Origin of the sequence: Streptomyces sp. NPDC012769 (assembly GCF_042901205.1) — a bacterium.
In the GTDB taxonomy this organism is placed as follows: Bacteria; Actinomycetota; Actinomycetes; order Streptomycetales; family Streptomycetaceae; genus Streptomyces.
The window spans coordinates 448,132-469,667 of sequence record NZ_JBIBCP010000007.1; the positions used below are offsets into that span (position 1 = coordinate 448,132).

The window sequence follows — 21,536 nt, forward strand, 5'->3', positions numbered from 1 at the left end:
GTTCCCCCCGCCTCGTGAAAGGGGGGCGCTGCCATGGCCTCCCCCACCACCACCGTTCCGGACAGTGCCCTGGCAGGTCTGCGCGAGGACCTGGCGGGCGAGGTGTTCGTGCCCGGCGATCCCGGGTACGAGGAGGCGCGGGCGATCCACAACGGCATGATCGACCGCCGTCCCGCGGTGATCGCCCAGTGCGCGACCCCGGAGGACGTGTCCAACGCGGTCCTGTTCGGCCGTGAGGCGGGGCTGCCGATCGCGGTGCGCGGCGGCGGCCACAGCGTCGCCGGGACCTGTGTGGTCGACGGCGCCCTCGTCGTCGACCTGCGCCGGATGCACGCCGTCGTCGCCGATCCGGAGCACATGACCGTACGGGTCGAGGGCGGGGCGACGATGGGGCACCTGGACCACGCCTGTCAGCCCTTCCACCTGGCGACCACCGGCGGGCGGGTCTCCACCACCGGCGTGGGCGGCTTCGTGCTCGGCGGCGGGTCGGGCTGGCTGGAGCGGAAGTTCGGGCTGGCCAGCGACAATCTGCTGGCCGCCGACCTGATCACGGCCGAGGGCAGGCACGTCCACACGGACGCGGAGGAGAACCCCGAGCTGTTCTGGGCGCTGCACGGCGGCGGCGGGAACTTCGGGGTGGCGACCTCGCTGACGCTGCGGCTGCACGAACTGCCGCGCATGAGCATGGCGATGCTGTTCTTCCTGCCCGACGACGCGCCAGAGGTCGTGCGCGCCTTCCGGGACATCGCCGCGGACGCGCCGGACGAGGTCGGCGGCGGCGCGATCTACCTGCCCGCCCCGTCGGAGCCGTTCGTCCCGCAGGAACTGGTCGGCAGACTGCTCTGCGGGACGCTGTTCACGTACGCCGGCCCGGTCGCCGAGCTCCGTGAGATCGCCGCGCCGCTGCTCGCGCGGGCGCCCGTGATCGAGATCGTCACGGACATCGCGTACGTGGACCTGCAGTGCATGCTCGACGATCCTCCGGGGCTGCGGAACTACTGGTCGGCCGAGTATCTGACGGCGTTCCCCGACGAGGCCGTGGACCTGTTCTGCGAGCGCGGGGCGCTGATCCCGCAGGGCACGGCCATCCAGCAGGTGGCGTTCATGATGGGCGGGGCGGTGGCGGCCGGGCCGGGCTCGTATCCGCAGCCGTGGCGGACCGCGCCCTGGGTCATGCACCCGTTCGCGACCTGGGAGGACCCGGCGGACGACGAGCGGGCGCGGAGCTGGGTCCGGGACGTGCGGGCCGATGTGCGGCCGTGGGCCCTCGACGCCACGTATCTGAACTTCGTGGGCGACGAGGGCCGGGAGCGGGTGGTGTCCTCCTTCGGCGAGGAGAACTACCGGCGGCTGGGCGCCGTCAAGGCCGCGTACGACCCCGACAACGTCTTCCGCTTCAACCACAACATCACGCCGGCCGCCTGACGGCCGGTCATCGCAGGGCGGCGATCACCTCCTTGGCGGCCCGCTCGCCCTCGGTGGCGCCGCCCTCCATGAAGCCCTGGAAGTCGTAGCTGCAGTGCTCGCCGCCGATGTGGACGTTGCCCTGGGCGGTGCCCTCGTAGCCGGCGTAGCGGTGGAGGTAGCCGACCGGCCAGCAGGAGTAGGCGCCGAGCGTGTACGGGTTCTCGTGCCAGGCGGAGAGCTGGGCGCGGCCCGTGTACGCCTTGGAGGTGCCGGGGAAGAAGGCGTCGATGCCCTTCAGATAGCGGGTGACCAGGTCCCGCACGTACGGGTCGGACTCGGTGGAGAAGGGTCCGGCCGGGTTGAGGGACCGGGCGAGGCTGCCGCCGTTGTACTGGATGAGGATGCCGCCGGTGCCGCCCTGGATCTTGGTGGTGTCCCAGGTCTGCTGGACCTCGCTGTCGGTGAAGCAGTCGCCGGCGGAGACGCCGGGCCAGGCTCCGGTGCCGCGCCAGGGCCGGGTGGCGAACTGCATGTTGAGCTTGGTGCAGTGGCCCATCCGCGCGTCCCGCAGCAGGTTGGTCATGAGCGGGTCGAAGCCGGCCCGGCTGACGTCGAGCTGCTTCAGGATCGGCAGCGGGACGCACAGCACGGTGTGGTCGGCGGTGACGGTGCGGGTGACCCCGGCCTCGGTGAAGGTGAGGGTCTGGGTGCCGTCGGCGTTGGCGCGTACGGCGTCGAGCGACCATCCCATGCGCAGGGTGCCGGGTTGGAGGGCGCCGGCGATGGCGTTCGGGAGCCGGTCGTTGCCGCCGACGACGTGGTAGCGCTCGTTGGACAGTCCCCAGACGTTGAAGTTGCCCGGATTGGTCTGATAGCCCATCAGGAGCACCAGGGCGAGCGAGGACTGCTCGGTGGTGTCGGCGCCGTACTCGACGTTGTAGGCGACGTCGATGAAACGGCCGAGCGGCGAGGAGTGCCCGCCGGGGACCCGGCTCTCGATCCACTCGTATATCGACATGTTGTCGAGGGCGGTGCCGGTGGGGGTGGTCTGGTTCCACTTGACCTCGCCCGCCTCGATCAGGTCGCGGTGGAGCGACTGGTAGACGGCGTTGAAGTCCTCGTCGGCCTGGTGGCGGGGGTAGTAGGTGCCGTTGAACCAGAGGACCTCCTCGGCCCCGTTGGGTCCGCCGCCGAGGAAGTCCTCGACGGCGAGGCCGAAGCGGCGGCAGAGCTCCAGGATCTTCTTGTGGCTGGTGTCGATCAGCTCGCCGCCGATCTCGGAGGTCTGCCCGTAGGCCCAGTGGGAGCGCTGGGTCCACATCCGGCCGCCGACGCGGGAGGGGTTGGCCTCGTAGAGGACGGGGCTGAGGCCGGCGTCCTGGAGGGTGAGGGCCGCGGTGAGGCCGGCGATCCCGGCGCCGACGACGGCCACGCGGGCGGTGCCCCTCGCCTTCGGGTCGGGGGCGGCCGCCGCGGCGGGGACGGCCGTGCCGGCGGAGACCGCGACGCCGGCCGCGGCGGCGTACTTGAGGAGGGACCGGCGGCCGAGCGCGTCGGCGCGCAGGCCGCGCAGCTCCGCCACGGGGAGGTTCAGCCGTCGGGCGTCGGCGTGCTCGGCGGCCAGCTGCTTCAGGAGGTGCATCGGGTTGGTGCGTGCCATGGGGGCGCTCCTGGGGGGGGAGGGGGATCAGTTCTGGGGTACGGCGGCGGGGGCGGGCTCGCTGTGACCGTCGGTGCCGTCGGCGGCGCTGTCGTCGTCGGCGCGCTCGGTGGCGTCCTCCAGGACGATCCGGCCGATGATCTCGTAGCGCTCGGGGCGGCGGGCCTTGAGGTAGAGGCCGAGGCCGAGGCCGCCGAAGAAGACGAGGCCGACGATCCAGGGGATGGCCTTGAAGAAGAGGGAGTCGGCGGCGAGCCCGGCCGCGGTCTCCATGTTCATGATCAGCAGCACGACCACGGCGGTCATGCCGATGCCGCCGAGGAGCGGCGCGGTCAGCGTCTTGAACCAGTGCCGGTCCTCGGGGTGGTTCTTGCGGAAGTAGCCGATGACTGCGAAGGAGCAGAGGGTCTGCACGATGAGGATCGCCATCGTGCCGAGGATCGCGAGCAGGGTGTAGAGGTGGATGTACGGGTCCTGGTCGGTGAGCCAGAAGGCGCCGACGAGGAGGACGGCGATGGCGCTCTGGGTGAAGGAGGCGATGTAGGGCGAGCCGTGCTTGCGGTGCGTCCGGCCGAGCGCCGGGTGGAGGAAGCCCTCGCGGCCGATGGCGTAGAGGTAGCGGGCGGCGCACTGGTGGAAGGCCATGCCGCAGGCGAAGGAGCCGGTGAGCAGCAGCCACTGGAAGGCGTCCACGGCCCAGGCGCCGATGAAGGACTGGGTGGGGGCGAAGAACAGGTCGAGGGGGCTGGCCGAGGAGGACAGCTTCACCGATCCGGCCAGGCCGTTTCCGGCGATCGTCATCCAGGAGACGTAGATGTAGAAGAGGCCGACGCCGATGACGGAGATGAGGGTGGCGCGCGGGATGACCCGCTTGGGGTCGCGGGACTCCTCCCCGTACATCGCGGTCGACTCGAAGCCGACCCACGACCAGAAGGCGAAGAAGAGGCCGAGGCCGGCGGAGGCGCCGGTGAAGGCGTTCTTGGGGTTGATCGGCTCGGCCGGGATGCCGTCGGGGCCGCCGCCGGCGATCAGGACGGCGGTGGCGACCGCGAACAGCACCGCGATCTCGGCGATCAGCATCACGCCGAGCGCCTTCGCGGTGAGGTTGATGTCGAAGTAGGAGAGGACGGCGGTGACGGCCAGCATGGCGGCCGCGTACAGGACCCACGGCAGATCCACACCGAGCTGGTCGGCCACCGTCGTCTTCGTGAAGTAGGCGAAGACGCCGACGATCGAGGCCTCGAAGACGATGTACGCGAGGACCGCGAGCATCCCGGAGGCCATGCCGGCGATCCGGCCGAGGCCGTGCGAGATGTAGCCGTAGAAGGCGCCGGCGGCGGTGATCCGTTTGGCCATGGCGACATAGCCGACCGAGAAGACGGTCAGGACGACCGTCGCGAAGAGATAGCCGGCGGGGGCGCCGGTGCCGTTGCCGAAACCGACGGCGATGGGGAGGTTGCCGGTCATCGCGGTGATCGGGGCCGCGGTGGCGACCGCCATGAAGACGACGCCGACCAGACCGACCGAGTTCGCCTTCAGCCGGTGGACCTCTGGGGTGGGGTTCTCTGCCATGGCGCGAGAGCATCCTCCGGCGTGACGTAGGCCACAATCGACATCAGGTCGCACAATTCCCGCCACGGGGCGACGAGTTGTCGCCCCGCTGTACGAACTGTCCGGTCCGTTTACGCGCCGGTGATGTCGCGGGGGCGCGGCCGGCGGGTAGCGTCCGGCTGCATGGAGAGTCAGGGCGGGATCACCGTGCAGCGGGCACTCGAACTTCCGGGACTGCGCGGCGGACTCCCGGAGGTCGTCGCCGGCGCGGACCGGCTGCACCGCACCGTGCGCTGGGTGCACGCGGGCGAGGTGCCCAACATCGCGTCGCTGCTCAAGGGCGGCGAGCTGCTGCTCACCACCGGCCTCGGGCTCGGCACCCGGCCGGCCGAGCAGCGGGCGTTCGTCCGGCGGCTCGCGGACCGGGGCATCGCGGCGCTCGTGGTGGAGCTCGGCCCGCGGTTCGCCCGGCTGCCGGCCACGATCGTGGAGACCGCCCGGACGGCCGGCCTGCCGCTGGTCCAGCTGCACCGCGAGGTGCCCTTCGTCGCCGTCACGGAGGAGATCCACACCGAGATCGTCAACGGGCACTACGCGCTGCTGCGGCAGGCGGAGGAGGTGCACCGGCAGTGCACCGAGGCACTGCTCGGCGGCGGCGGGGTGCCGCAGGTGCTGCGGATCCTGGCGGACTTCTCGCTGAACCCGGTCTTCCTGGAGACCGCCGACGGCCAGCTGCTGTACGCGGCGGGCACCGAGTCCGGGCCCGCGGACCCGCTCCAGGTGTGGGACGGGCTGCGCGGTGGGCGGGCGGCGCGCGAGTCGGGGCCGCCGACGGGCGCGGTGCTGGTCGACGTCCCGGGCGGCGGCCCCGGCACGTCATCGGTACGAGCCCGCCTGGTCCTGCTCGCCGTCTCCACTCCCCTGTCCCCCGTGCACCGGATGGCGGCGGAACGGGCGGCGGGGCTGCTCGCGGTGGTCCTCATGCAGGCCCGGCAGGAGGAGGAGCTGGCCGCCCGCGGTCGCGGCGACTTCCTGACGGACCTGGCGGAGGGCCGGATCACCGCCGAGGACGCGCCGGCGCAGGCCCGGGTCCTCGGCTTCAAGCCGGGCGAGGGCCCGCTGCTGCCGGTCGTGATGCGCCTCGCCTCCGAGCTGTCCCCCTCGGGCAACTGGGCGCTGCTCGCCCGGGCCGTCCTGGAGGAACTCGCCTCCGTCGGGGTCCCGGTCCTGCTGGGCGTCCGCCCGGTGGAAGGCCGGGTGCCGCTGCTCCTGGGCCTGCGCTCGGAGTCCGAGCGCACCGCGGTCGCCGACCGGGTCGCGGCGGCCCTGCGGGCCGGGGTCGAGCGGGCCGGCCTGGAACGGGCCGGCGCCCACCCGCCGGTCGTCGTGGTCGGCGTCGCGGGCGGCTGGGCGGCGGCCTCGGCGGGCCTGCGGCACGCTGCCGAGACGGCGACGGCGGCGCAGGGCCTGTCGGAACTCCCCTGGTACGACGCCCGCCGCCTCGACACGGACCTCCTGCTGTGGCGCCTGCGCGACCACCCGGACCTGGCCGCCTTCGTGGACCGCGCGATCGGCCCCCTCCGCGACCACGACCGCACCTCCCGCCCGCCCCTCCTGCCCACCCTGGAGACCTACCTGGCCCACGCGGGCCGCAAGGCCGAGACCGCCCGCGAACTCCACCTCAACCGCCAGACCCTCTACAACCGCCTGGCCCGCATCTCCGAACTCCTCGGCACCGACCTGGACGACCCTCAGACGGTCCTGGCCCTGTCCCTGGCCCTGCGGGCACGGCGGCATACGGGGTAGGGACCGCGGGGGCGTCGCGGGCGGGTCAGCGACGTCCCGACAGCTCGTCGTACACGCTCAGGACATGGGCGATCGTCTCGTCCTCCGTCGGCCACGTCCGGGCCTGCACCCGGCCCGCCGCCGCCAGGTCCATGCGGCGGTCGGCGTCGTCGAGCAGGCCGCGGACCGCGTCCGCGAGCGCCGCCGCGTCACCGTACGGCACGAGCTGCGCCGCGTCGCCGACGAGTTCCGGCACGCCGCCCACGGCCGTCGCGACGAGCGGCACGCCGAGGCGCAGGGCCTCCTGCGCGAGCAGGGACCGGGCCTCCCAGCGGGAGGGGAGGACGGCGACGTCCGCCGCGGCGAGCAGCTCCGCCACGTCGTCCCGGCGCCCGATGAGCCGCACCGCCAGCCCCTCCGTGTCGATCCGCCGCTGCAGCTCGGGCCGGTCGGGGCCCTCCCCCGCGATCACCAGGAGCGGCTGCGGGTCGAGGTTCCGCCACACCCGCGCCGCGTCGAGCAGTGTCCGGTACCCGCGCCCCGGCTCCAGCGCCCCGACCGCCATCAGCAACGGCCGGTCGACGGCCCCGAGTTCGGCGCGGGCCTTGCCGTCGTGGAGGCAGACCGGCGCTCGCGAGGCCGGCACGGTCACGGGTGCGAGCCGCGCGTCGCGGGCACCGCGCCGCCGGGCCCGGTCGACCAGCTCGGAGGAGGTGGCGAGGACGACGGCCGCCGCCCGCACGGTCCTGCGCTCCAGGAGCCGTACGAGCCCGGCGCGCGCCCCCGCCACCTGGCTGCGGGTGTGCCAGGTGGTGACGAGCGGGGTGCGCGGCGCCGCGCCGCCGGACAGCGCGAGCGAGGCCCGCACCGAGGCGTCGAGCCCGTGCGCGTGGACGACGTCCGCACCGATGCAGGCGTTGCGGAGCGCGGCCACCGTCGCGGGCCCGCCGCGCCGCGGCACGGGCACGACGTGCGCGCCGGCACCCGCGAAGTCGTAGGCACGGTCGAGTTCGGGCGGCGCGCACACGGTCACCCGCACGCCTCTCGCCACGAGCCCCGCGGCAAGCGATCTGACGTGCGCGCTGCTTCCCGCGCTGCCGCCGCCCAGCACCTGGACCGTACGGAGCTGTGTCACGCGCCAAGGATGCCAGCCCGTACGCACGTTCCGGCACCGAAGTGACGTCGTTGTCGTGTCGGGCGACCCAACTTACCGACGGGGATCACCCACACGAGTGAACGCACGGCTCACAGCCCCTGAGCAACCCCCCGTTCAGCCCTCGGTTCACCCCCGGGCCCCCACCCCGTGTCCTGATCATGTCGGTCAGCCTCATGACCTGTCAGTGGCGGCTGTCACGCTGTCGACGCGAGACGCCACACAAGGCGGGAACGGGGAGGGGACATGGCGAAGAAGCCACGGCAGCAGGCCCGCAGGGGGACGAAGACCGCGCCCAAAGGGGTGGGGATCTACCACGACATGAAGGTGTACGAGAACTTCGAGCGCTGCGCCCAGCGGCTCTTCGAGATGGTGCAGTGGGCCCAGAAGGAGTCGCCGGGGGCGCCGCGCATGCTGTTTCTGGACATCCAGGGCCACCGGAACTCGGCGGGGGGCTTCGATGCCGACGCCTTCGAGCTGATGCAGGACTTCGGCATGGGCTATCTGCTGCAGTACCTCACCGAGCTCAGCACCCCGCTGTTCCGGGTCCGCAACGAGCGTCAGCGCGACGACCTGCCGCCGAAGTTGCTGATCGGCTATCCGGACGACGGCAGCCACTACGGCTACGACGCGGCGAAGCTGGCCCTGAAGCCGCGCGAGAGGAACCCTGCCGAGCGCAGATCCAAGCCGACGCTCAAGGCCATCACCGCGTATCTGGGGCTCGACGAGCCGGCCTGTCTGGTCTGCGGGAAGAAGGACGTCGAGCGCTGCCATGTGGTGCCCGACAAGCTCGGCGGCTCCAACGACGTGCGGAACTTCGCCCTGCTCTGCCGTGCCCACCACGCCGAGGCCCCCGACGTCGCCGACGCCGAGAGCTTCTGGGCCTGGGTCGACTACGCGGAGCTGCGGGACAGCCCGGACAAGTGGCTGGACGCTCCGGCGGAGTTGCAGGACTGGCTGAGGAGCAACGGGGTGCGGGTCGGTGTGCCGCGCCGGGAGCCGCAGTCGTTCTTCTCCGCCGTCAAGCGCGAGCTGAAGGCGCTGTACGGCTGGACGGACGCCGACTTCACGTCGGCGGTCTGGGAGGAGCTCATGGAGGAGTTCCACACGGTGCTCGACTCGGCGACGGGCAAGCACTTCTCCATCGAGAAGAAGGTCTCGACCTACGCGTGGGCGTACGACGTGGCACGCCGCCGGGTCGCCGGAGAGACGGGCCCGGGCCAGGGGGTCGTATCGCATCTGGCGCCCCCTGACCGGGCCTGAGCGGGCCGCGGCCCTGGACCGTCAGCCCGCGACCGCCCGCCGGCGGCCCTCGACCGTCAGCCGTCGGCCCGGGCCGTCGCCAGCAGCTCCTCCGCATGCGCCCGGGCCGTCTCCGAGTCCTCCTGGCCGGCCAGCATCCGGGAGAGCTCGCGGACCCGGTCCTCGCCCTCCAGGACGGTCACGCCGGAGCGGGTGACCGAGCCGTCGTTGGTCTTCTCCACGAGCAGCTGGCGGTCGGCGAAGGCCGCCACCTGCGGCAGGTGGGTGACGACGACGACCTGCGCGGTCTTGGCGAGCTTGGCGAGCCGGCGGCCGATCTCGACCGCCGCCTTGCCGCCGACGCCCGCGTCGACCTCGTCGAAGAGGTACGTCGGCACCGGATCCGTACCGGCGAAGACCACCTCGACCGCGAGCATCACCCGGGACAGCTCACCGCCGGACGCGCCCTTGGCGATGGGCCGCGGCGGGGCGCCCGGGTGCGGGGCGAGGAGCAGTTCGACCTCGTCGGCGCCGGACGGGCCGTAGGCCACCCGGCGGCCGCCGACCTCGACGCCGTCGGGGTCCTCGGTCTGCCGGATCGCGAAGGACACCCGCGCGTGCGGCATCGCCAGCGAGGCCAGCTCGGCGGTGACGGCCTCGGCGAACCGGTCGGCGGCCTCCGTGCGGGCGTCGGTGAGCCGCTGGGCCAGCGCCGACAGCTCGTCGCGCAGCCGGTCACGCTCGGCGGTCAGTTCGCCGATGCGCTCGTCGTCGCCGTCGAGCTCGGTGAGCCGGGTCGCGCTCTGTTCCGCCCAGGCGAGGACGGCGCTGATGTCCTCGCCGTACTTCCGGGTGAGCTGGGTGAGCGCGGCGCGCCGCTCCTCGACCGCGGCCAGCCGCAGCGGGTCGGCGTCGAGGTCGTCGGCGTATCCGGCGAGCTCCCCGGCCACGTCGGCGAGCAGGATGGAGATCTCCCCCATCCGGTCGGCGAGCGCGGCCAGCGCCGGGTCGTGCGCCCGTACGGCCTCCAGGGCCCGGCCGGCGCCCGCGACGAGCGTCGTCGCGTCCACGGCCTCGGGGTCCTCCGGCTGTCCGGCGAGCGCGGCGTGCGCGAGCGCGGCCGCGGAGGCCAGGGACTCGGCGTGCCCGAGCCGCTCCGCCTCCGCGGCCAGCTCGACGTCCTCGCCCGGCCTCGGCTCCACGGCCTCGATCTCGCCGAGCCCGAAGCGCAGCAGATCGGCCTCCTGGGCCCGCTCCCGGGCCCGGGTGGTGATCTCCTCCAGTTCGACGGTGACGGCCCGCAGCCGCTGGTACGCCTCGCCGTAGGCGGCCAGCGGCCCGGCGACTGCCTCGCCCGCGTACCGGTCGAGCGCGCCGCGCTGACGGGCCGGCTTGAGCAGGCCCTGCTGGTCGGTCTGGCCGTGCACGGCGACCAGTTCGTCGGCGAGCTCGGCGAGCAGCCCCACGGGCACCGAGCGCCCGCCCAGGTGGGCGCGCGAACGGCCTTCGGCGGAGACGGTGCGGCTGACGAGCAGCGCGCCCTCGTCGAGCTCCGCGCCCGCCTCCTCGGCGCGCACGGCCGCCGGCGCGCCCGGGGGCAGCGCGATGCGGCCCTCGACGACGGCGGAGCCCGCCCCGATCCGTACCAGGGCGGGGTCGGCGCGCCCGCCGAGCAGCAGCCCGAGGCTGGTCACGACCATGGTCTTGCCCGCGCCGGTCTCACCGGTCACCGCGGTGAAGCCGGGCGACAGCTCGACCACCGCGTCGTCGATGACACCCAGCGACCGTATCCGCATCTCCTCCAACACGGGGAAGACCTTACGAGGTCCGGGCACCCCCGTGCGACGGCCCCTGCCGACCGAAGGCGAACCCGCAGGTCGGCGGGGGCCTCTGTCACCCGCTCGTGGGGTGCTCAGCGCCGCCCCGACCCTAGTGGGGTGCTCCGCGCCATCCCGAGACCGGAAGCGCGAACTTCGCCACCAGCCGGTCGGTGAAGGACGCGTGGTGCAGCCGGGCGAGGCGGACCGGCACCGCGCCGCGCCGCACCTCGACCCGGGCGCCGGCCGGGAGTTCCACCGTGCGCCGACCGTCGCACCACAGCACCCCGTGCGGGGTGTGCGGCTCGACCTCGACGGCGAGGACGGAGTCCTTCGTGGTCACCAGCGGCTTGGCGAACAGCGCGTGGGCCCCGATCGGCACCATCAGCAGCGCCTCGACCTCGGGCCAGATCACCGGACCGCCGGCCGAGAAGGCGTACGCGGTCGAGCCGGTCGGTGTCGCGCAGATCACCCCGTCGCAGCCGAATCCGGTCACCGGCCGCCCGTCGATAGCGAGGACGACCTCCAGCATCCGCTCCGGCGACACCTTCTGGACGGCGGCCTCGTTGAGCGCCCAGTCCCGGTGGAGCACGTCGCCGTTCTGGTAGACGGTCACGTCGAGGGTCATCCGCTCCTCGACCTCGTAGGCGCGGGTGACGACCCGGTCGACGACCTTGTCGAGGTCGTCGCGTTCGGCCTCGGCGAGGAAGCCGACCCGGCCCAGGTTGACGCCGAGCATCGGCACGCCGGAGGCGCGGGAGAACTCGGAGCCGCGCAGCAGGGTGCCGTCGCCACCGAGGACGACGAGGAGTTCACAGCCGTCGAGGGCGTCGGAGCAGGCCTCCGGCACCTTCTCGACGGACGGCGGCAGCGGCAGGTCGGCCGCCTCCGCCTCGAGGACACGCACCCCGATGCCGCTGCGCAGCAGCCCGAGGACGACGAGTTCGGCGCTGCGCACGGCGGCCGGCCGGCCGGTGTGCGCGAGCAGGAAGACGGTGCGGCTGCTCCCGGTGGCCGGGGTGCTCCCGGTGGCCGGACTGCTTCCGGTGGCGGGGGTGCTCCCGGTGGCCGGGGTGCTCCCGGTGGTCGTGCTGCTGTCGGTGGTCGTGCTCGAACCAGTGCTCAACGAGGTCCTTCCGCCACGGCGCGGTCGACTTCCGCGGGATCGAGGGCGGGCGCGCCCGCCCGCAGCCACAGAAAGTACTCGACGTTGCCGGACGGTCCGGGCAGCGGGCTGGCCGTGACGCCGAGCACACCGAGTCCGAGCTCGCCCGCCCGCCGGGCCACGTTCTTCACGGCGTCGGCGCGGAGTTCGGCGCTCCGCACCACTCCGCCGGTGCCGAGCCGTTCCTTGCCGACCTCGAACTGCGGCTTGACCATGAGGACCAGGTCGGCGTCGGGCGCGGTGCAGGCCACGAGGGCGGGCAGCACGAGCCCGAGCGGGATGAAGGACAGGTCGCCGACGACGAGGTCGACCGGGATGCCGTCGATCGAGTCGAGGGTCATCTCGCGCACGTTCGTGCGGTCCTTGACGGTGACGCGCTCGTCGCTCTGCAGCGACCAGGCGAGCTGCCCGTAGCCGACGTCGACGGCGACGACGTGGGCGGCGCCGGCGCGCAGCAGGACGTCCGTGAAGCCGCCGGTGGACGCGCCCGCGTCGAGCGCGCGTCGGCCCTCGACGCGCAGGCCCCGCGGCACGAACGCGGCGAAGGCGCCGGCCAGCTTGTGGCCGCCGCGCGAGACGTAGTCGGGGTCGCTGTCGTCCTGGGCGACGACGATGGCCGCGGCGGTCTCGACCTGGGTGGCGGGCTTGGTGGCGACGGTCTTGCCGACGGTCACCCGGCCCGCGGCGATCAGCTGGCTGGCGTGCTCGCGCGAGCGCGCCAGCTTGCGCCGTACCAGCTCGGCGTCGAGACGGCGGCGTGCCGGTCCTGCCACGTTCGGTTCAGCTCCTGTTGTCGTACGGACGGGGTCCGGGCCGCTCGTCGAGCGCGGTCAGCTCGGCGCGCAACCCCTGGTGTACATCCTCGTACACGTCGAGGTGTCCGTCCGCCGTGAGGTGGTCGGCGTCGCCGAGCCGGTCCAGGAGCGCGTCGACGGCGGGCCGCCCGGTGGGGGTCCGTACGACGCCGAGGGGAGCGGGCTCGTCGGCCGGGGAGCCGGGCACGCCCCCGTCGGGGCCCTCGGCCTCGGTCTCGGCCTCGACCGGGTCCGCGGCGACGTGGTGCGCGGGCCCGGACGCGGGCGCGGGCGGGGCGCTGCGGGCCGTCAGGGGGTCGGGCCCCGGCGGGTGGTACGGAATCTCCTCCTCGGACTCCGCCGGGTCGTGACCGGTCCCGTGGGCGGTCCCGTGACCGGTCCCGTGGGCGGCGGAGGCGTTCGGATACGCGTCGCTCATGCCCCGACGCTACCGCGAGGCCCTGGGGTACGGTCGACCCGATGGCGACGATCACCGAGTGCCGCGAGGCACTGACAAGACTTTCCGGCAACCTGGCCCGCGCGGAGGGCGAGGTGCGCGGCGCCGCCGCGCTCGACCGGACCCTCAGCTGCCACCTCACCGACCTCGACACGACCTTCACCGGCCGACTGGCCGACGGTCGCATCGAGGTCCAGGACACGCACCCCGGCTCGCCCGCGAGCAAGGCGCAGATCCGGCTCCGGATGACCGGCGACGACCTGGTCGCCCTGGTCGACGGCCGGCTGAACTTCGCCAAGGCCTGGGCCTCCGGCCGCGTCAGCCTGGAGGCCGGCTTCCGCGACCTCCTGCGCCTGCGGTCCCTGCTGTAACCGGGCCCCCCGAGCCGAGGCCGAGCCACCCAGACCGAGGCCGAGCCCCGAACCGAATCCGAAGCCGAGGGCTTGTCCGAAGCCGAGGGCTTGTCCGAAGCCGAGGGCTTGTCCGAAGCCGAGCCCTACGCCGAGGGCTAAGCCGAAGCAGGGGCCGACACCTGCGCCGGCTCCTCGGCCACCGATGCCGCCCTACGGGACTTCCGGCCCGCGGGCACGACCAGGGGCGTGCCGGTCTCCGGGTCGTCGATGACCTGGCAGCGCAGCCCGAAGACCCGCTCGACCAGCTCGGCCGTGACGACCTCGCTCGGCGGGCCCTCGGCGACGACCTCGCCGCCGCGGCAGGCGATCAGGTGGGTGGCGTAGCGGGCCGCGTGGTTGAGGTCGTGGAGGACCGCGACGAGGGTGCGGCCCTGCGTCTCGTGGAGCTCGGCGCACAGGTCGAGGACGTCGATCTGGTGCTGGATGTCGAGGAAGGTCGTCGGCTCGTCGAGGAGCAGCAGCGGGGTCTGCTGCGCGAGGGCCATCGCGATCCAGACCCGCTGGCGCTGACCGCCGGACAGCTCGTCGACGTAACGCTCGCCCAGCTCGGCGACCCCGGTCGCGGCCATCGACTCCTGCACGATCCGCTCGTCCTCGGGCGACCACTGCCGCAGCAGGCCCTGGTGGGGGTAGCGGCCGCGGGCGACGAGGTCGGCGACGGTGATGCCGTCGGGCGCGATGGAGGACTGCGGCAGCAGCCCCAGCGTCTTGGCGACCTTCTTCGCGGGCATCGAGTGGATCGCCTGCCCGTCGAGCAGCACCCGTCCCTCCGTCGGCTTGAGCATCCGGGAGAGCGCGCGCAGCAGCGTGGACTTGCCGCAGGCGTTGGGTCCGACGATGACGGTGAAGGAGTTGTCGGGGATCGCGACGCTCAGGTCGCGGGCGATGACCCGCTCGTCGTAGGCGAGCGTGACCGACTCGGCGCTCAGCCGCTGGGGCTGCTGCCCGTTCATACCCTTGCTCCTGATCTTGTCGTTCGTGGGGGCGGTGCTCGCGGGACCCGCGGCGGAGGTCATATCCGGCCCGCCTTGCGCTCGCTGACCAGCAGCCACAGCAGGTAGCACCCGCCGAGCACGCCGGTGACGACGCCCACCGGCAGCTGGCGCTCCCCGAAGGCGTTGGTGGCGACCCAGTCCGCCACGAGCAGCAGGGCCGTGCCCATGAGCGCGGAGGCGGCGAGGTTCGGTCCCGGCGAGCGGGTGAGCCGGCGGGCCAGCTGGGGCGCGCTGAGGGAGACGAAGACGATGGGGCCCGCGGCGGCGGTGGCGACGGCCACGAGCAGCACGGCGGAGCCCATGAGGACGATCCGGGTCCGCTCGACCTTGACGCCGAGCGCGTACGCGGCGTCGTCGCCCATCTCCAGCATCCGCAGCGCCCGCCCGTGTCCGAGGACGAGCGGCACCAGCACGCAGCTGACGGCGAACAGCGGCCAGAACTGCGCCCAGTCCCGCCCTTCGAGCGAGCCGGTCATCCACACCGTCGCACGGGTCGCGTCGACGAGCTGCGCCTTGGTGATGAGGTAATGGATGGCGGCGGTGAGCATGGCGGCGGCGCCGATGCCGATGAGCACGAGCCGGTAGCCGTGCACTCCGCGCTTCCAGGCGAGCAGGTAGATCACCGCACCGGTGATCAGGCCGCCGACGACCGCGCCGCCCGCCGCGGCCGCCGCGTCGCCCTGGAAGAGGACGATGACGACGAGCGCGCCGACGGTGGAGCCCTGGCCGAAGCCGATGACGTCGGGGCTGCCGAGCGGATTGCGGGACACCGACTGGAACACGGCCCCGCCGATGCCGAGCGCGGCACCGACGAACACGGCGACGAGCACGCGCGGCAGCCGCAGGTCCATGACGGCGAATTCCTGTACGGGGGTGCCGTCGCCGAGCAGGGTGGCGACGACGTCGCCGGGCGCGATGGGGAAGTCGCCGCTGCCGATGAGGACGACGGCCGCGGCGAGCGCCACGACCAGCAGGCCGAGGACGGAGACGAGGGCGCGCGGCTCGTAGCGTACGGAGAGGCCGCCGCCGGTCCGCAGGGTCTTGGTGCTCACAGCTGGGCCATCCTCTTGCGGCGGACGAGACGGATGAAGACCGGCCCGCCGACGAGTGCGGTGACGATGCCGACCTGGAGTTCGGCGGGCCGGGCGATGACCCGGCCGATGACGTCGGAGCCGAGCAGCAGGACCGGCGACAGGACCGCCGCGTAGGGCAGGATCCAGCGCATGTCGGGGCCGGTGATCGACCGCACGATGTACGGGACCATCAGGCCGATGAAGACGATCGGCCCGCAGGCGGCGGTCGCCGCGCCGCACATCAGCGTGACCGAGGCCATCGCGATGATCCGGGTCCGGTTGAGGTGGGCGCCCAGCGCGCGGGCGGTGTCGTCGCCCATCTCCATGGCGTTCAGCGGCCGGGCGATGAGCAGCGCGAGCACGGCGCCGACCACGATGAAGGGGGCGACGCGGCCGACGTTGTCCATGTTCGCGTCGGCGAGCGAGCCGACGGTCCAGAAGCGCAGCCGGTCCAGGGCGGCCGAGTTCAGCAGCTGTACGGCGTTGACGTAGCCGTACAGGGCGACGGTGGCCGCGGTCCCGGCGAGCGCGAGCCGCACCGGCGTGGCGCTGCGGCTGCCGCCGAGGACGTACACGACGACGGAGACGACGGCCGCGCCGACGAAGGCGAACCACACATAGGCGGAGGTGTCGGTGACGCCGAGGAAGGCGATGGCGGACACGACCGCCGCGGCGGCGCCGGCGTTGACGCCGAGGAGTCCGGGTTCGGCGAGCGGGTTGCGGGTGAGCCCCTGCATGACGGCGCCGGCGAGGCCGAGTGCCAGACCGACGAGCAGTCCGAGGAGGGTGCGCGGGACACGGACGTCATGGACGATGACGTCGTTGCGGATGCCGCTGTTGTGGAACAGGCCGTGCCAGACATCGGCGAGCGGCACCGGCTTGGCACCGATCATGATGCTCAGGACACAGACCAGCAGCAGGACTCCGACGGCCGCGACCAGTCCGACGGCGCGCAGCGAATTGCGGCGCGTCGGCTTCTGGGCAGGGCCGACCGGCTCCGCGCTTGCACGGGAGGGACTCTCGACCAACACGAGGTTAGGTTAGCCTACCCTCGTATCGGTGATCGATCCCGTGTACGAACCGGGAATCCGGCCCTCCGCCCCGGCCCACCAGGGCCGTCACCACAGACCACCAGCGCCGTCAGCACAGACCAGCCGGGCCGTCACAGCCCCAGCCGCTCCAGGGCCTTCCCCGCGTCCAGACCGCACGCCCCCGCGCCCGCCTCCGTCCACGCGGCCGCGCACAGCGCCCGTACCCCGTCCAACGGATCGAGCGCCGCCCCCTCGCCGGGTACGCCCTCCCCGCGCACGTCTTCACCGCGCACGTCCTCACCGCGCACGTCCTCACCGCGCACGTCCTCGGCGCCGCCCGCCCCGTCCAGCAGCAGCGCCCCGCCGCTCACCGACGCCGTCCAGCCGCCGCACGCGAACGCGCCGCCCCCGGCCTCGACGACCTCCGGCTGCGCCGCCAGCAGCCCCCGCAGATCCGCCGCCACATACGTCGGCCGGTGCTCCGGCCCCGCGGCCAGCAGCCGCGCCACATCCGTCACCCCGGTCAGCACCAGCAGCGAGTCCACACCCCCGTTGAACGCGCCCTCGATGTCCGTGTCCAGCCGGTCCCCGACCACCAGCGGCCGCTCGGCCCCCGTCCGCAGCACCGTCTCCCGGTGCATCGGCGGCAACGGCTTGCCCGCGACCTTCGGCTCGGCACCCGTCGCGATCCGCACGACCTCCACCGCCGCACCGTTGCCCGGCCCGATCCCCCGCGCGCTCGGAATCGTCAGGTCCGTGTTCGACGCGTACCACGGCAGGCCGCGCCCCACCGCGTAGCTCGCCTCGGCCAACCTCCCCCACGGCAGCTCAGGGCCCCCGTACCCCTGCACCACCGCCGCCGGATCGTCGTCCGCCGACTCCACCGGCACGAGACCCCGCTCGCGCAGCGCCACCCGCAGCCCTTCGCCGCCGATCACCAGCACCCTCGCACCGGGCGGCATCTCGTCGGCGATCAGCCGCGCCACCGCCTGCGCCGAGGTGATCACGTCCTCCGCGGCCGCCGGCACCCCGATCTCCGTGAGGTGCCCCGCCACCGCGTCCGGCGTCCGCAGCGCGTTGTTGGTGACGTACGCCAGGTGCATACCGCCCGTCCGGGCCGCCTCCAGCGCCTCGGCGGCATGCGGAATGGCGTCCCCGCCCGCGTAGTACACGACACCGTCCAGGTCGAGCAGAGCCGTGTCGTACGCCTCGCTCAGCGCGCGCGCACTCCCACCCGGCCGATTCCTGCCCCGCCGTTCGCGGCCGATTCCCGTCATGCCCGACTCCTCCATCACCGGTGTGACATTCTCCCGCTCCCCCGATCATCGCTCATGGCCACCCGCACATACGATGACGAGATGAACACCTCAGGTCACGCGGCCGACGACGTCCGCGCCTCCGGTCTCCGCCTGGCCCCCTTCCGGGGTCTCCGGTACGTCCCCGAACGGGTCGGCAGCCTGGCCGCCGTGACCTCACCGCCGTACGACGTTGTCGTACGGCCCGACGGACTCCACCACCTCGAGTCCGCCGACCCGCACAACATCGTGCGGCTGATCCTCCCGCAGGCGATCACCGCCGGCACCCGCCACCGCAAGGCCGCCGTCACCCTCGACCGCTGGCTCGCCGACGGCATCCTCGCCCCGGACCCCGAGCCCGCCCTCTACGTCTACGAGCAGCGCGGCGACGGCATCCTCCAGCGCGGCCTCATCGGCGCCCTCGAACTCTCCACCCCCGCCGAGGGCATCGTCCTCCCCCACGAGGACGTCATGCCGCACGTCGTCGAGGACCGCGCCGCCCTCATGCGCACCACGGCCGCCAACCTGGAGCCGCTGCTCCTCACCTACCGCGGCGACGGAGACGGCGCCGCCGCCGTCATCGACCGGGTCGTCACCGGCGAACCGCTGCTGTCCACCACCACCGAGGACGGCTTCCACCACCGCCTCTGGTCCGTCACCGACCCGGCCGACCTCACCACCGTCGCGGGCGAACTCGGCCGCCACCAGGCCCTCATCGCCGACGGCCACCACCGCTGGGCGACCTACCTCCGGCTCCGCGAGGAACACACCGCGCCCGGCCCCTGGAACTACGGCCTGGTGCTGCTCATCGACACCGCCCGCTACCCGCTGCGGGTCCGCGCCATCCACCGGCTCCTCAACCGGCTGCCCGTCGCCGACGCCCTCGCCGCCCTCAACTCCCTCGGTGACGGCTTCCGCGTCACCCGCGTCGACGGCCCGCTCGCCGCCGCCCAGGAGGCCCTCGCCGCCGCCTGCGCGGACGGCAACGCCTTCCTGCTCGCCGGCGACGGCGCCTTCCACCTCGTCGACCGCCCCGCCCCGGCCCTCCTGGCCCGCACGATCCGCGGCGACCGCCCCGAGGCGTGGCGCACCCTCGACGCCACCGTCCTGCACTCCACCCTCCTCGACCACGTCTGGCACATCCCGGACGACCCCGAGGACATCAGCTACATCCACGACACCGAGGCCGCCGTCGACCAGGCCACCCGCCGCGGCGGTACGGCGGTCCTGATGCACCCGGTCAAGGAGGAGGTCGTACGGGACCTGGCCCGCCAGGGCGTCACCATGCCCCGCAAGTCGACCTCCTTCGGCCCGAAGCCGGCGACGGGCCTGGTGCTGCGCAGCCTGGCGCTCGACTGACCGAGTGACCGGGCGCGGAAACGCCGAAGGGCGGAACCCCCGTGGGGGTTCCGCCCTTCGTTTCCTGCGTACGTCGTGCCTCAGGCGTCAGCTCTCGTCGCCGTCGCGTCGCTCGTCACGCTCGTCGCGCTGGTCGACCGCTCCGGCCTCGTCGCCTTCGCCGTTCTCGCCGTTCTCGCCGTTCTCCTCGTCGGAGTCGTCGAACGCGTCGACGAACTCGACCCCGTCCAGCTCGGCGAGCCGGTCGGAGGCGTCCGTGGAGCCGTCCTTGTCGGCTTCCACCGCCTTGGCGAACCACTCGCGCGCCTCGCCCTCACGGCCGGCGGCGAGCAGCGCGTCCGCGTAGGCGTACCGCAGCCGAGCGGTCCACGGGTGGTGGGCGCTCGACGCCAGCTCGGGGCTCTGCAGGGTCACGATGGCGGCGTCGAGCTGCCCCATGTCCCGACGGGCGCCGGCGGCCACGAGCCGCATCTCGACCTGCCCTGCCTTGTCCAGCTTCTGCACCTCGGGCTCACCGGCCATGGCGAGCGCCCGCTCCGGCCGGCCGAGCCCGCGCTCGCAGTCCGCCATGACGGGCCACAGCTCGACACCACCGGTCATCCGCCGCGCGGCCCGGAACTCCGCCAGCGCCTCGGAGTACTTCTGCGTGGCGTACGCGGCGAAGCCGGCCGCCTCGCGCACGGCGGCCACACGGGAGGCCAGCCGCAGCGCGATCCGGGAGTACTCGTAGGCCTTCTCCGGCTCCTCGTCGATGAGCTGGGCGACCATGACGAGATTACGGGCGACGTCCTCGGCCAGTCCCTTGGGCAGGCTCATCAGCTCCTGCCGCACGTCCTGGTCGATCTCGTCACCGGTGACGTCGTCCGGGATCGGCAGTCGCTTGATGGGCGCCCGCTCCGGACGGTCCCGGTCCCGGTCGTCCCGCCGGCCGTACCCACCGCGGTCGTCCCGACCCCGGTAGCCACCCCGGCTGTCGTCACGGCGGTCGTCCCGCCGGTCGTCACGACGGAAGCCACCGCCCCGGTCGTCGCGACGGAAGCCACCGCCGCGGGTGTCGTCACGGCGGTCATCCCGGCGGTCGTCCCTGCGGTCGTCGCGACGGAACGGCGGCCGCTCGCCACCCCGGTCGTCACGGCGGAAACCGCCACCGCGGTTGTCCCCACCGCGGTCGTCACGGCGGAAGCCGCCACCACGGGTGTCATCACGCCGATCGTCACGACGGAACGCGGGACGATCGCCACCGCGGTCATCACGGCGGTCGTCGCGCCGGTCATCGCGACGGAAGCCACCGCCACGGTTGTCGTCACGGCGGTCATCCCTGCGGTCATCCCGGCGGTCGTCGCGGCGGAAGGCCGGCCGCTCGCCACCACGGTCGTCCCGACGGAAGGAGGGCCGGTCGTCACGCTGGAAGCCGCCGCCACGGTTGTCATCCCGGCGGTCATCCCTGCGGTCGTCGCGACGGAACGGCGGCCGCTCGCCACCACGGTCGTCGCGACGGAAACCGCCACCACGGTTGTCCCCACCGCGGTCATCGCGACGGAAACCGCCACCCCGGTTGTCATCCCGGCGGTCATCGCGACGGAAGCCGCCACCACGGTTGTCGCCGCCACGGTCGTCACGCCGGAACGCGGGACGATCGCCACCGCGGTCATCACGGCGGTCGTCACGGCGGAAGCCACCGCCACGGTTGTCCCCACCGCGATCGTCACGACGGAACGCCGGCCGCTCGCCACCGCGGTTGTCGTCACGGCGGAAGCCACCGCCGCGGTTGTCGCCACCGCGGTCGTCACGCCGGAAACCGCCACCACGGTTGTCGCCGCCGCGGTCATCGCGACGGAAGCCACCGCCGCGGTTGTCGCCGCCACGGTCGTCACGCCGGAAACCGCCACCACGGTTGTCGCCGCCGCGGTTGTCGCCACCGCGGTCATCGCGACGGAAGCCACCGCCGCGGTTGTCGCCGCCGCGGTCATCGCGGCGGAAACCGCCGCCACCGCGGTTGTCACCACCACGGGTGTCATCACGACGCGGCCCACGGAAGCCGCCCCGCTCACCGCCGTCCCGGCGGCGCGGCTCGCGCTCCGGGCGGTCGTCGGGAGAGTTGGTGGACATCGACGTGACTCCTGTCTTCGGGTACTGCAGTCATTCTCGCGCAGTCGGCACCGCACCGCGCTTTCAGAAAATGCAAGGAAAAACAAAAAGGACCCCTGGTCCCAGCATGAACGCTGGGACCAGGGGTCCTGAAATATTGTTCGGCGGTGTCCTACTCTCCCACAGGGTCCCCCCTGCAGTACCATCGGCGCTGAAAGGCTTAGCTTCCGGGTTCGGAATGTAACCGGGCG

Annotated in this window: 18 protein-coding genes and 1 rRNA gene; 5 read left to right on the forward strand and 14 right to left on the reverse strand. The window is 73.3% G+C overall.

What is annotated here, in order from left to right:
• The first annotated feature begins 33 nt into the window (after window positions 1-33).
• Entirely contained in the window at window positions 34-1,425 is a 1,392-nt protein-coding gene (locus ACFY7C_RS33275; RefSeq protein ID WP_389658077.1) for an FAD-binding oxidoreductase, read from the forward strand.
• 7 nt (window positions 1,426-1,432) lie between these two features.
• On the opposite strand, the gene ACFY7C_RS33280 is transcribed toward ACFY7C_RS33275, so the two are convergent.
• Together ACFY7C_RS33280 and ACFY7C_RS33285 are read right to left on the reverse strand one after the other, a co-directional pair.
• Window positions 1,433-3,067, reverse strand: a complete 1,635-nt coding sequence (locus ACFY7C_RS33280) for a flavin monoamine oxidase family protein (RefSeq protein ID WP_389658080.1) — start codon at window positions 3,065-3,067, stop codon at window positions 1,433-1,435.
• A 27-nt stretch (window positions 3,068-3,094) separates the two neighbouring features.
• Complete coding sequence (locus tag ACFY7C_RS33285) at window positions 3,095-4,639, reverse strand: APC family permease (protein ID WP_389658083.1); 1,545 nt, start codon at window positions 4,637-4,639, stop codon at window positions 3,095-3,097.
• Window positions 4,640-4,801: 162 nt separating this feature from the next.
• On the opposite strand from ACFY7C_RS33285, the gene ACFY7C_RS33290 reads away from it, so the two are divergent.
• Window positions 4,802-6,424 carry a PucR family transcriptional regulator gene (locus ACFY7C_RS33290; protein ID WP_389658086.1) on the forward strand — a complete coding sequence of 541 codons (1,623 nt, stop codon included), beginning with the start codon at window positions 4,802-4,804 and terminating at the stop codon, window positions 6,422-6,424.
• 25 nt (window positions 6,425-6,449) lie between these two features.
• On the opposite strand, the gene ACFY7C_RS33295 is transcribed toward ACFY7C_RS33290, so the two are convergent.
• On the reverse strand, window positions 6,450-7,538 hold the full coding sequence (locus ACFY7C_RS33295; RefSeq protein WP_389658089.1) for a glycosyltransferase family 4 protein: 1,089 nt from the start codon (window positions 7,536-7,538) through the stop codon (window positions 6,450-6,452).
• A gap of 264 nt (window positions 7,539-7,802) precedes the next feature.
• Here ACFY7C_RS33295 and ACFY7C_RS33300 point away from each other — a divergent pair, with 264 nt between their 5' ends.
• Window positions 7,803-8,819 carry an HNH endonuclease gene (locus tag ACFY7C_RS33300; protein WP_389658092.1) on the forward strand — a complete coding sequence of 339 codons (1,017 nt, stop codon included), beginning with the start codon at window positions 7,803-7,805 and terminating at the stop codon, window positions 8,817-8,819.
• Window positions 8,820-8,875: 56 nt separating this feature from the next.
• Here the strand turns inward: ACFY7C_RS33300 and recN are convergent, their stop codons facing one another.
• The 4 genes from recN to ACFY7C_RS33320 form a co-directional block, all read right to left on the reverse strand.
• Window positions 8,876-10,594, reverse strand: coding sequence for a DNA repair protein RecN (recN, locus tag ACFY7C_RS33305; RefSeq protein WP_389658163.1), 1,719 nt, complete (start codon window positions 10,592-10,594; stop codon window positions 8,876-8,878).
• Between the two features lie 133 nt (window positions 10,595-10,727).
• On the reverse strand, window positions 10,728-11,741 hold the full coding sequence (locus ACFY7C_RS33310) for an NAD kinase (protein ID WP_389658095.1): 1,014 nt from the start codon (window positions 11,739-11,741) through the stop codon (window positions 10,728-10,730).
• Window positions 11,738-12,553, reverse strand: a complete 816-nt coding sequence (locus ACFY7C_RS33315) for a TlyA family RNA methyltransferase (protein WP_389658098.1) — start codon at window positions 12,551-12,553, stop codon at window positions 11,738-11,740. The genes ACFY7C_RS33310 and ACFY7C_RS33315 overlap by 4 nt, the downstream gene beginning before the upstream one ends.
• A gap of 7 nt (window positions 12,554-12,560) precedes the next feature.
• Complete coding sequence (locus tag ACFY7C_RS33320; RefSeq protein WP_389658166.1) at window positions 12,561-12,887, reverse strand: hypothetical protein; 327 nt, start codon at window positions 12,885-12,887, stop codon at window positions 12,561-12,563.
• Window positions 12,888-13,054: 167 nt separating this feature from the next.
• On the opposite strand from ACFY7C_RS33320, the gene ACFY7C_RS33325 reads away from it, so the two are divergent.
• The gene (locus tag ACFY7C_RS33325; protein WP_389658101.1) at window positions 13,055-13,402 is read left to right on the forward strand and encodes an SCP2 sterol-binding domain-containing protein; all 348 of its coding nucleotides are present in this window, start codon (window positions 13,055-13,057) and stop codon (window positions 13,400-13,402) included.
• Window positions 13,403-13,539: 137 nt separating this feature from the next.
• On the opposite strand, the gene ACFY7C_RS33330 is transcribed toward ACFY7C_RS33325, so the two are convergent.
• The 4 genes from ACFY7C_RS33330 to ACFY7C_RS33345 all read right to left on the reverse strand — a co-directional run bounded on the left by ACFY7C_RS33330 (window position 13,540) and on the right by ACFY7C_RS33345 (window position 17,820).
• Window positions 13,540-14,397: an ABC transporter ATP-binding protein gene (locus tag ACFY7C_RS33330; protein ID WP_389658104.1), complete on the reverse strand. Its 858-nt coding sequence runs from the start codon at window positions 14,395-14,397 to the stop codon at window positions 13,540-13,542.
• Between the two features lie 59 nt (window positions 14,398-14,456).
• Window positions 14,457-15,491, reverse strand: a complete 1,035-nt coding sequence (locus ACFY7C_RS33335; RefSeq protein ID WP_389658107.1) for a FecCD family ABC transporter permease — start codon at window positions 15,489-15,491, stop codon at window positions 14,457-14,459.
• Window positions 15,488-16,543, reverse strand: coding sequence for a FecCD family ABC transporter permease (locus ACFY7C_RS33340; protein WP_389658110.1), 1,056 nt, complete (start codon window positions 16,541-16,543; stop codon window positions 15,488-15,490). Before ACFY7C_RS33340 ends, ACFY7C_RS33335 begins: the two co-directional genes overlap by 4 nt.
• A gap of 131 nt (window positions 16,544-16,674) precedes the next feature.
• Window positions 16,675-17,820: an HAD hydrolase-like protein gene (locus tag ACFY7C_RS33345; RefSeq protein ID WP_389658113.1), complete on the reverse strand. Its 1,146-nt coding sequence runs from the start codon at window positions 17,818-17,820 to the stop codon at window positions 16,675-16,677.
• 81 nt (window positions 17,821-17,901) lie between these two features.
• Between ACFY7C_RS33345 and ACFY7C_RS33350 the strand changes: the two genes are divergently transcribed.
• A complete protein-coding gene (locus ACFY7C_RS33350; RefSeq protein WP_389658116.1) occupies window positions 17,902-19,197 on the forward strand; it encodes a DUF1015 domain-containing protein in 1,296 nt (431 codons plus the stop codon).
• 87 nt (window positions 19,198-19,284) lie between these two features.
• Here the strand turns inward: ACFY7C_RS33350 and ACFY7C_RS33355 are convergent, their stop codons facing one another.
• From ACFY7C_RS33355 to rrf, 3 genes are all read right to left on the reverse strand, one after another.
• Entirely contained in the window at window positions 19,285-20,073 is a 789-nt protein-coding gene (locus ACFY7C_RS33355) for a tetratricopeptide repeat protein (RefSeq protein ID WP_389658169.1), read from the reverse strand.
• Window positions 20,013-21,230: a hypothetical protein gene (locus ACFY7C_RS33360; protein WP_389658172.1), complete on the reverse strand. Its 1,218-nt coding sequence runs from the start codon at window positions 21,228-21,230 to the stop codon at window positions 20,013-20,015. Before ACFY7C_RS33360 ends, ACFY7C_RS33355 begins: the two co-directional genes overlap by 61 nt.
• A 214-nt stretch (window positions 21,231-21,444) precedes the next feature.
• Window positions 21,445-21,536, reverse strand: a 5S ribosomal RNA gene (gene rrf, locus ACFY7C_RS33365); the annotation flags it as partial.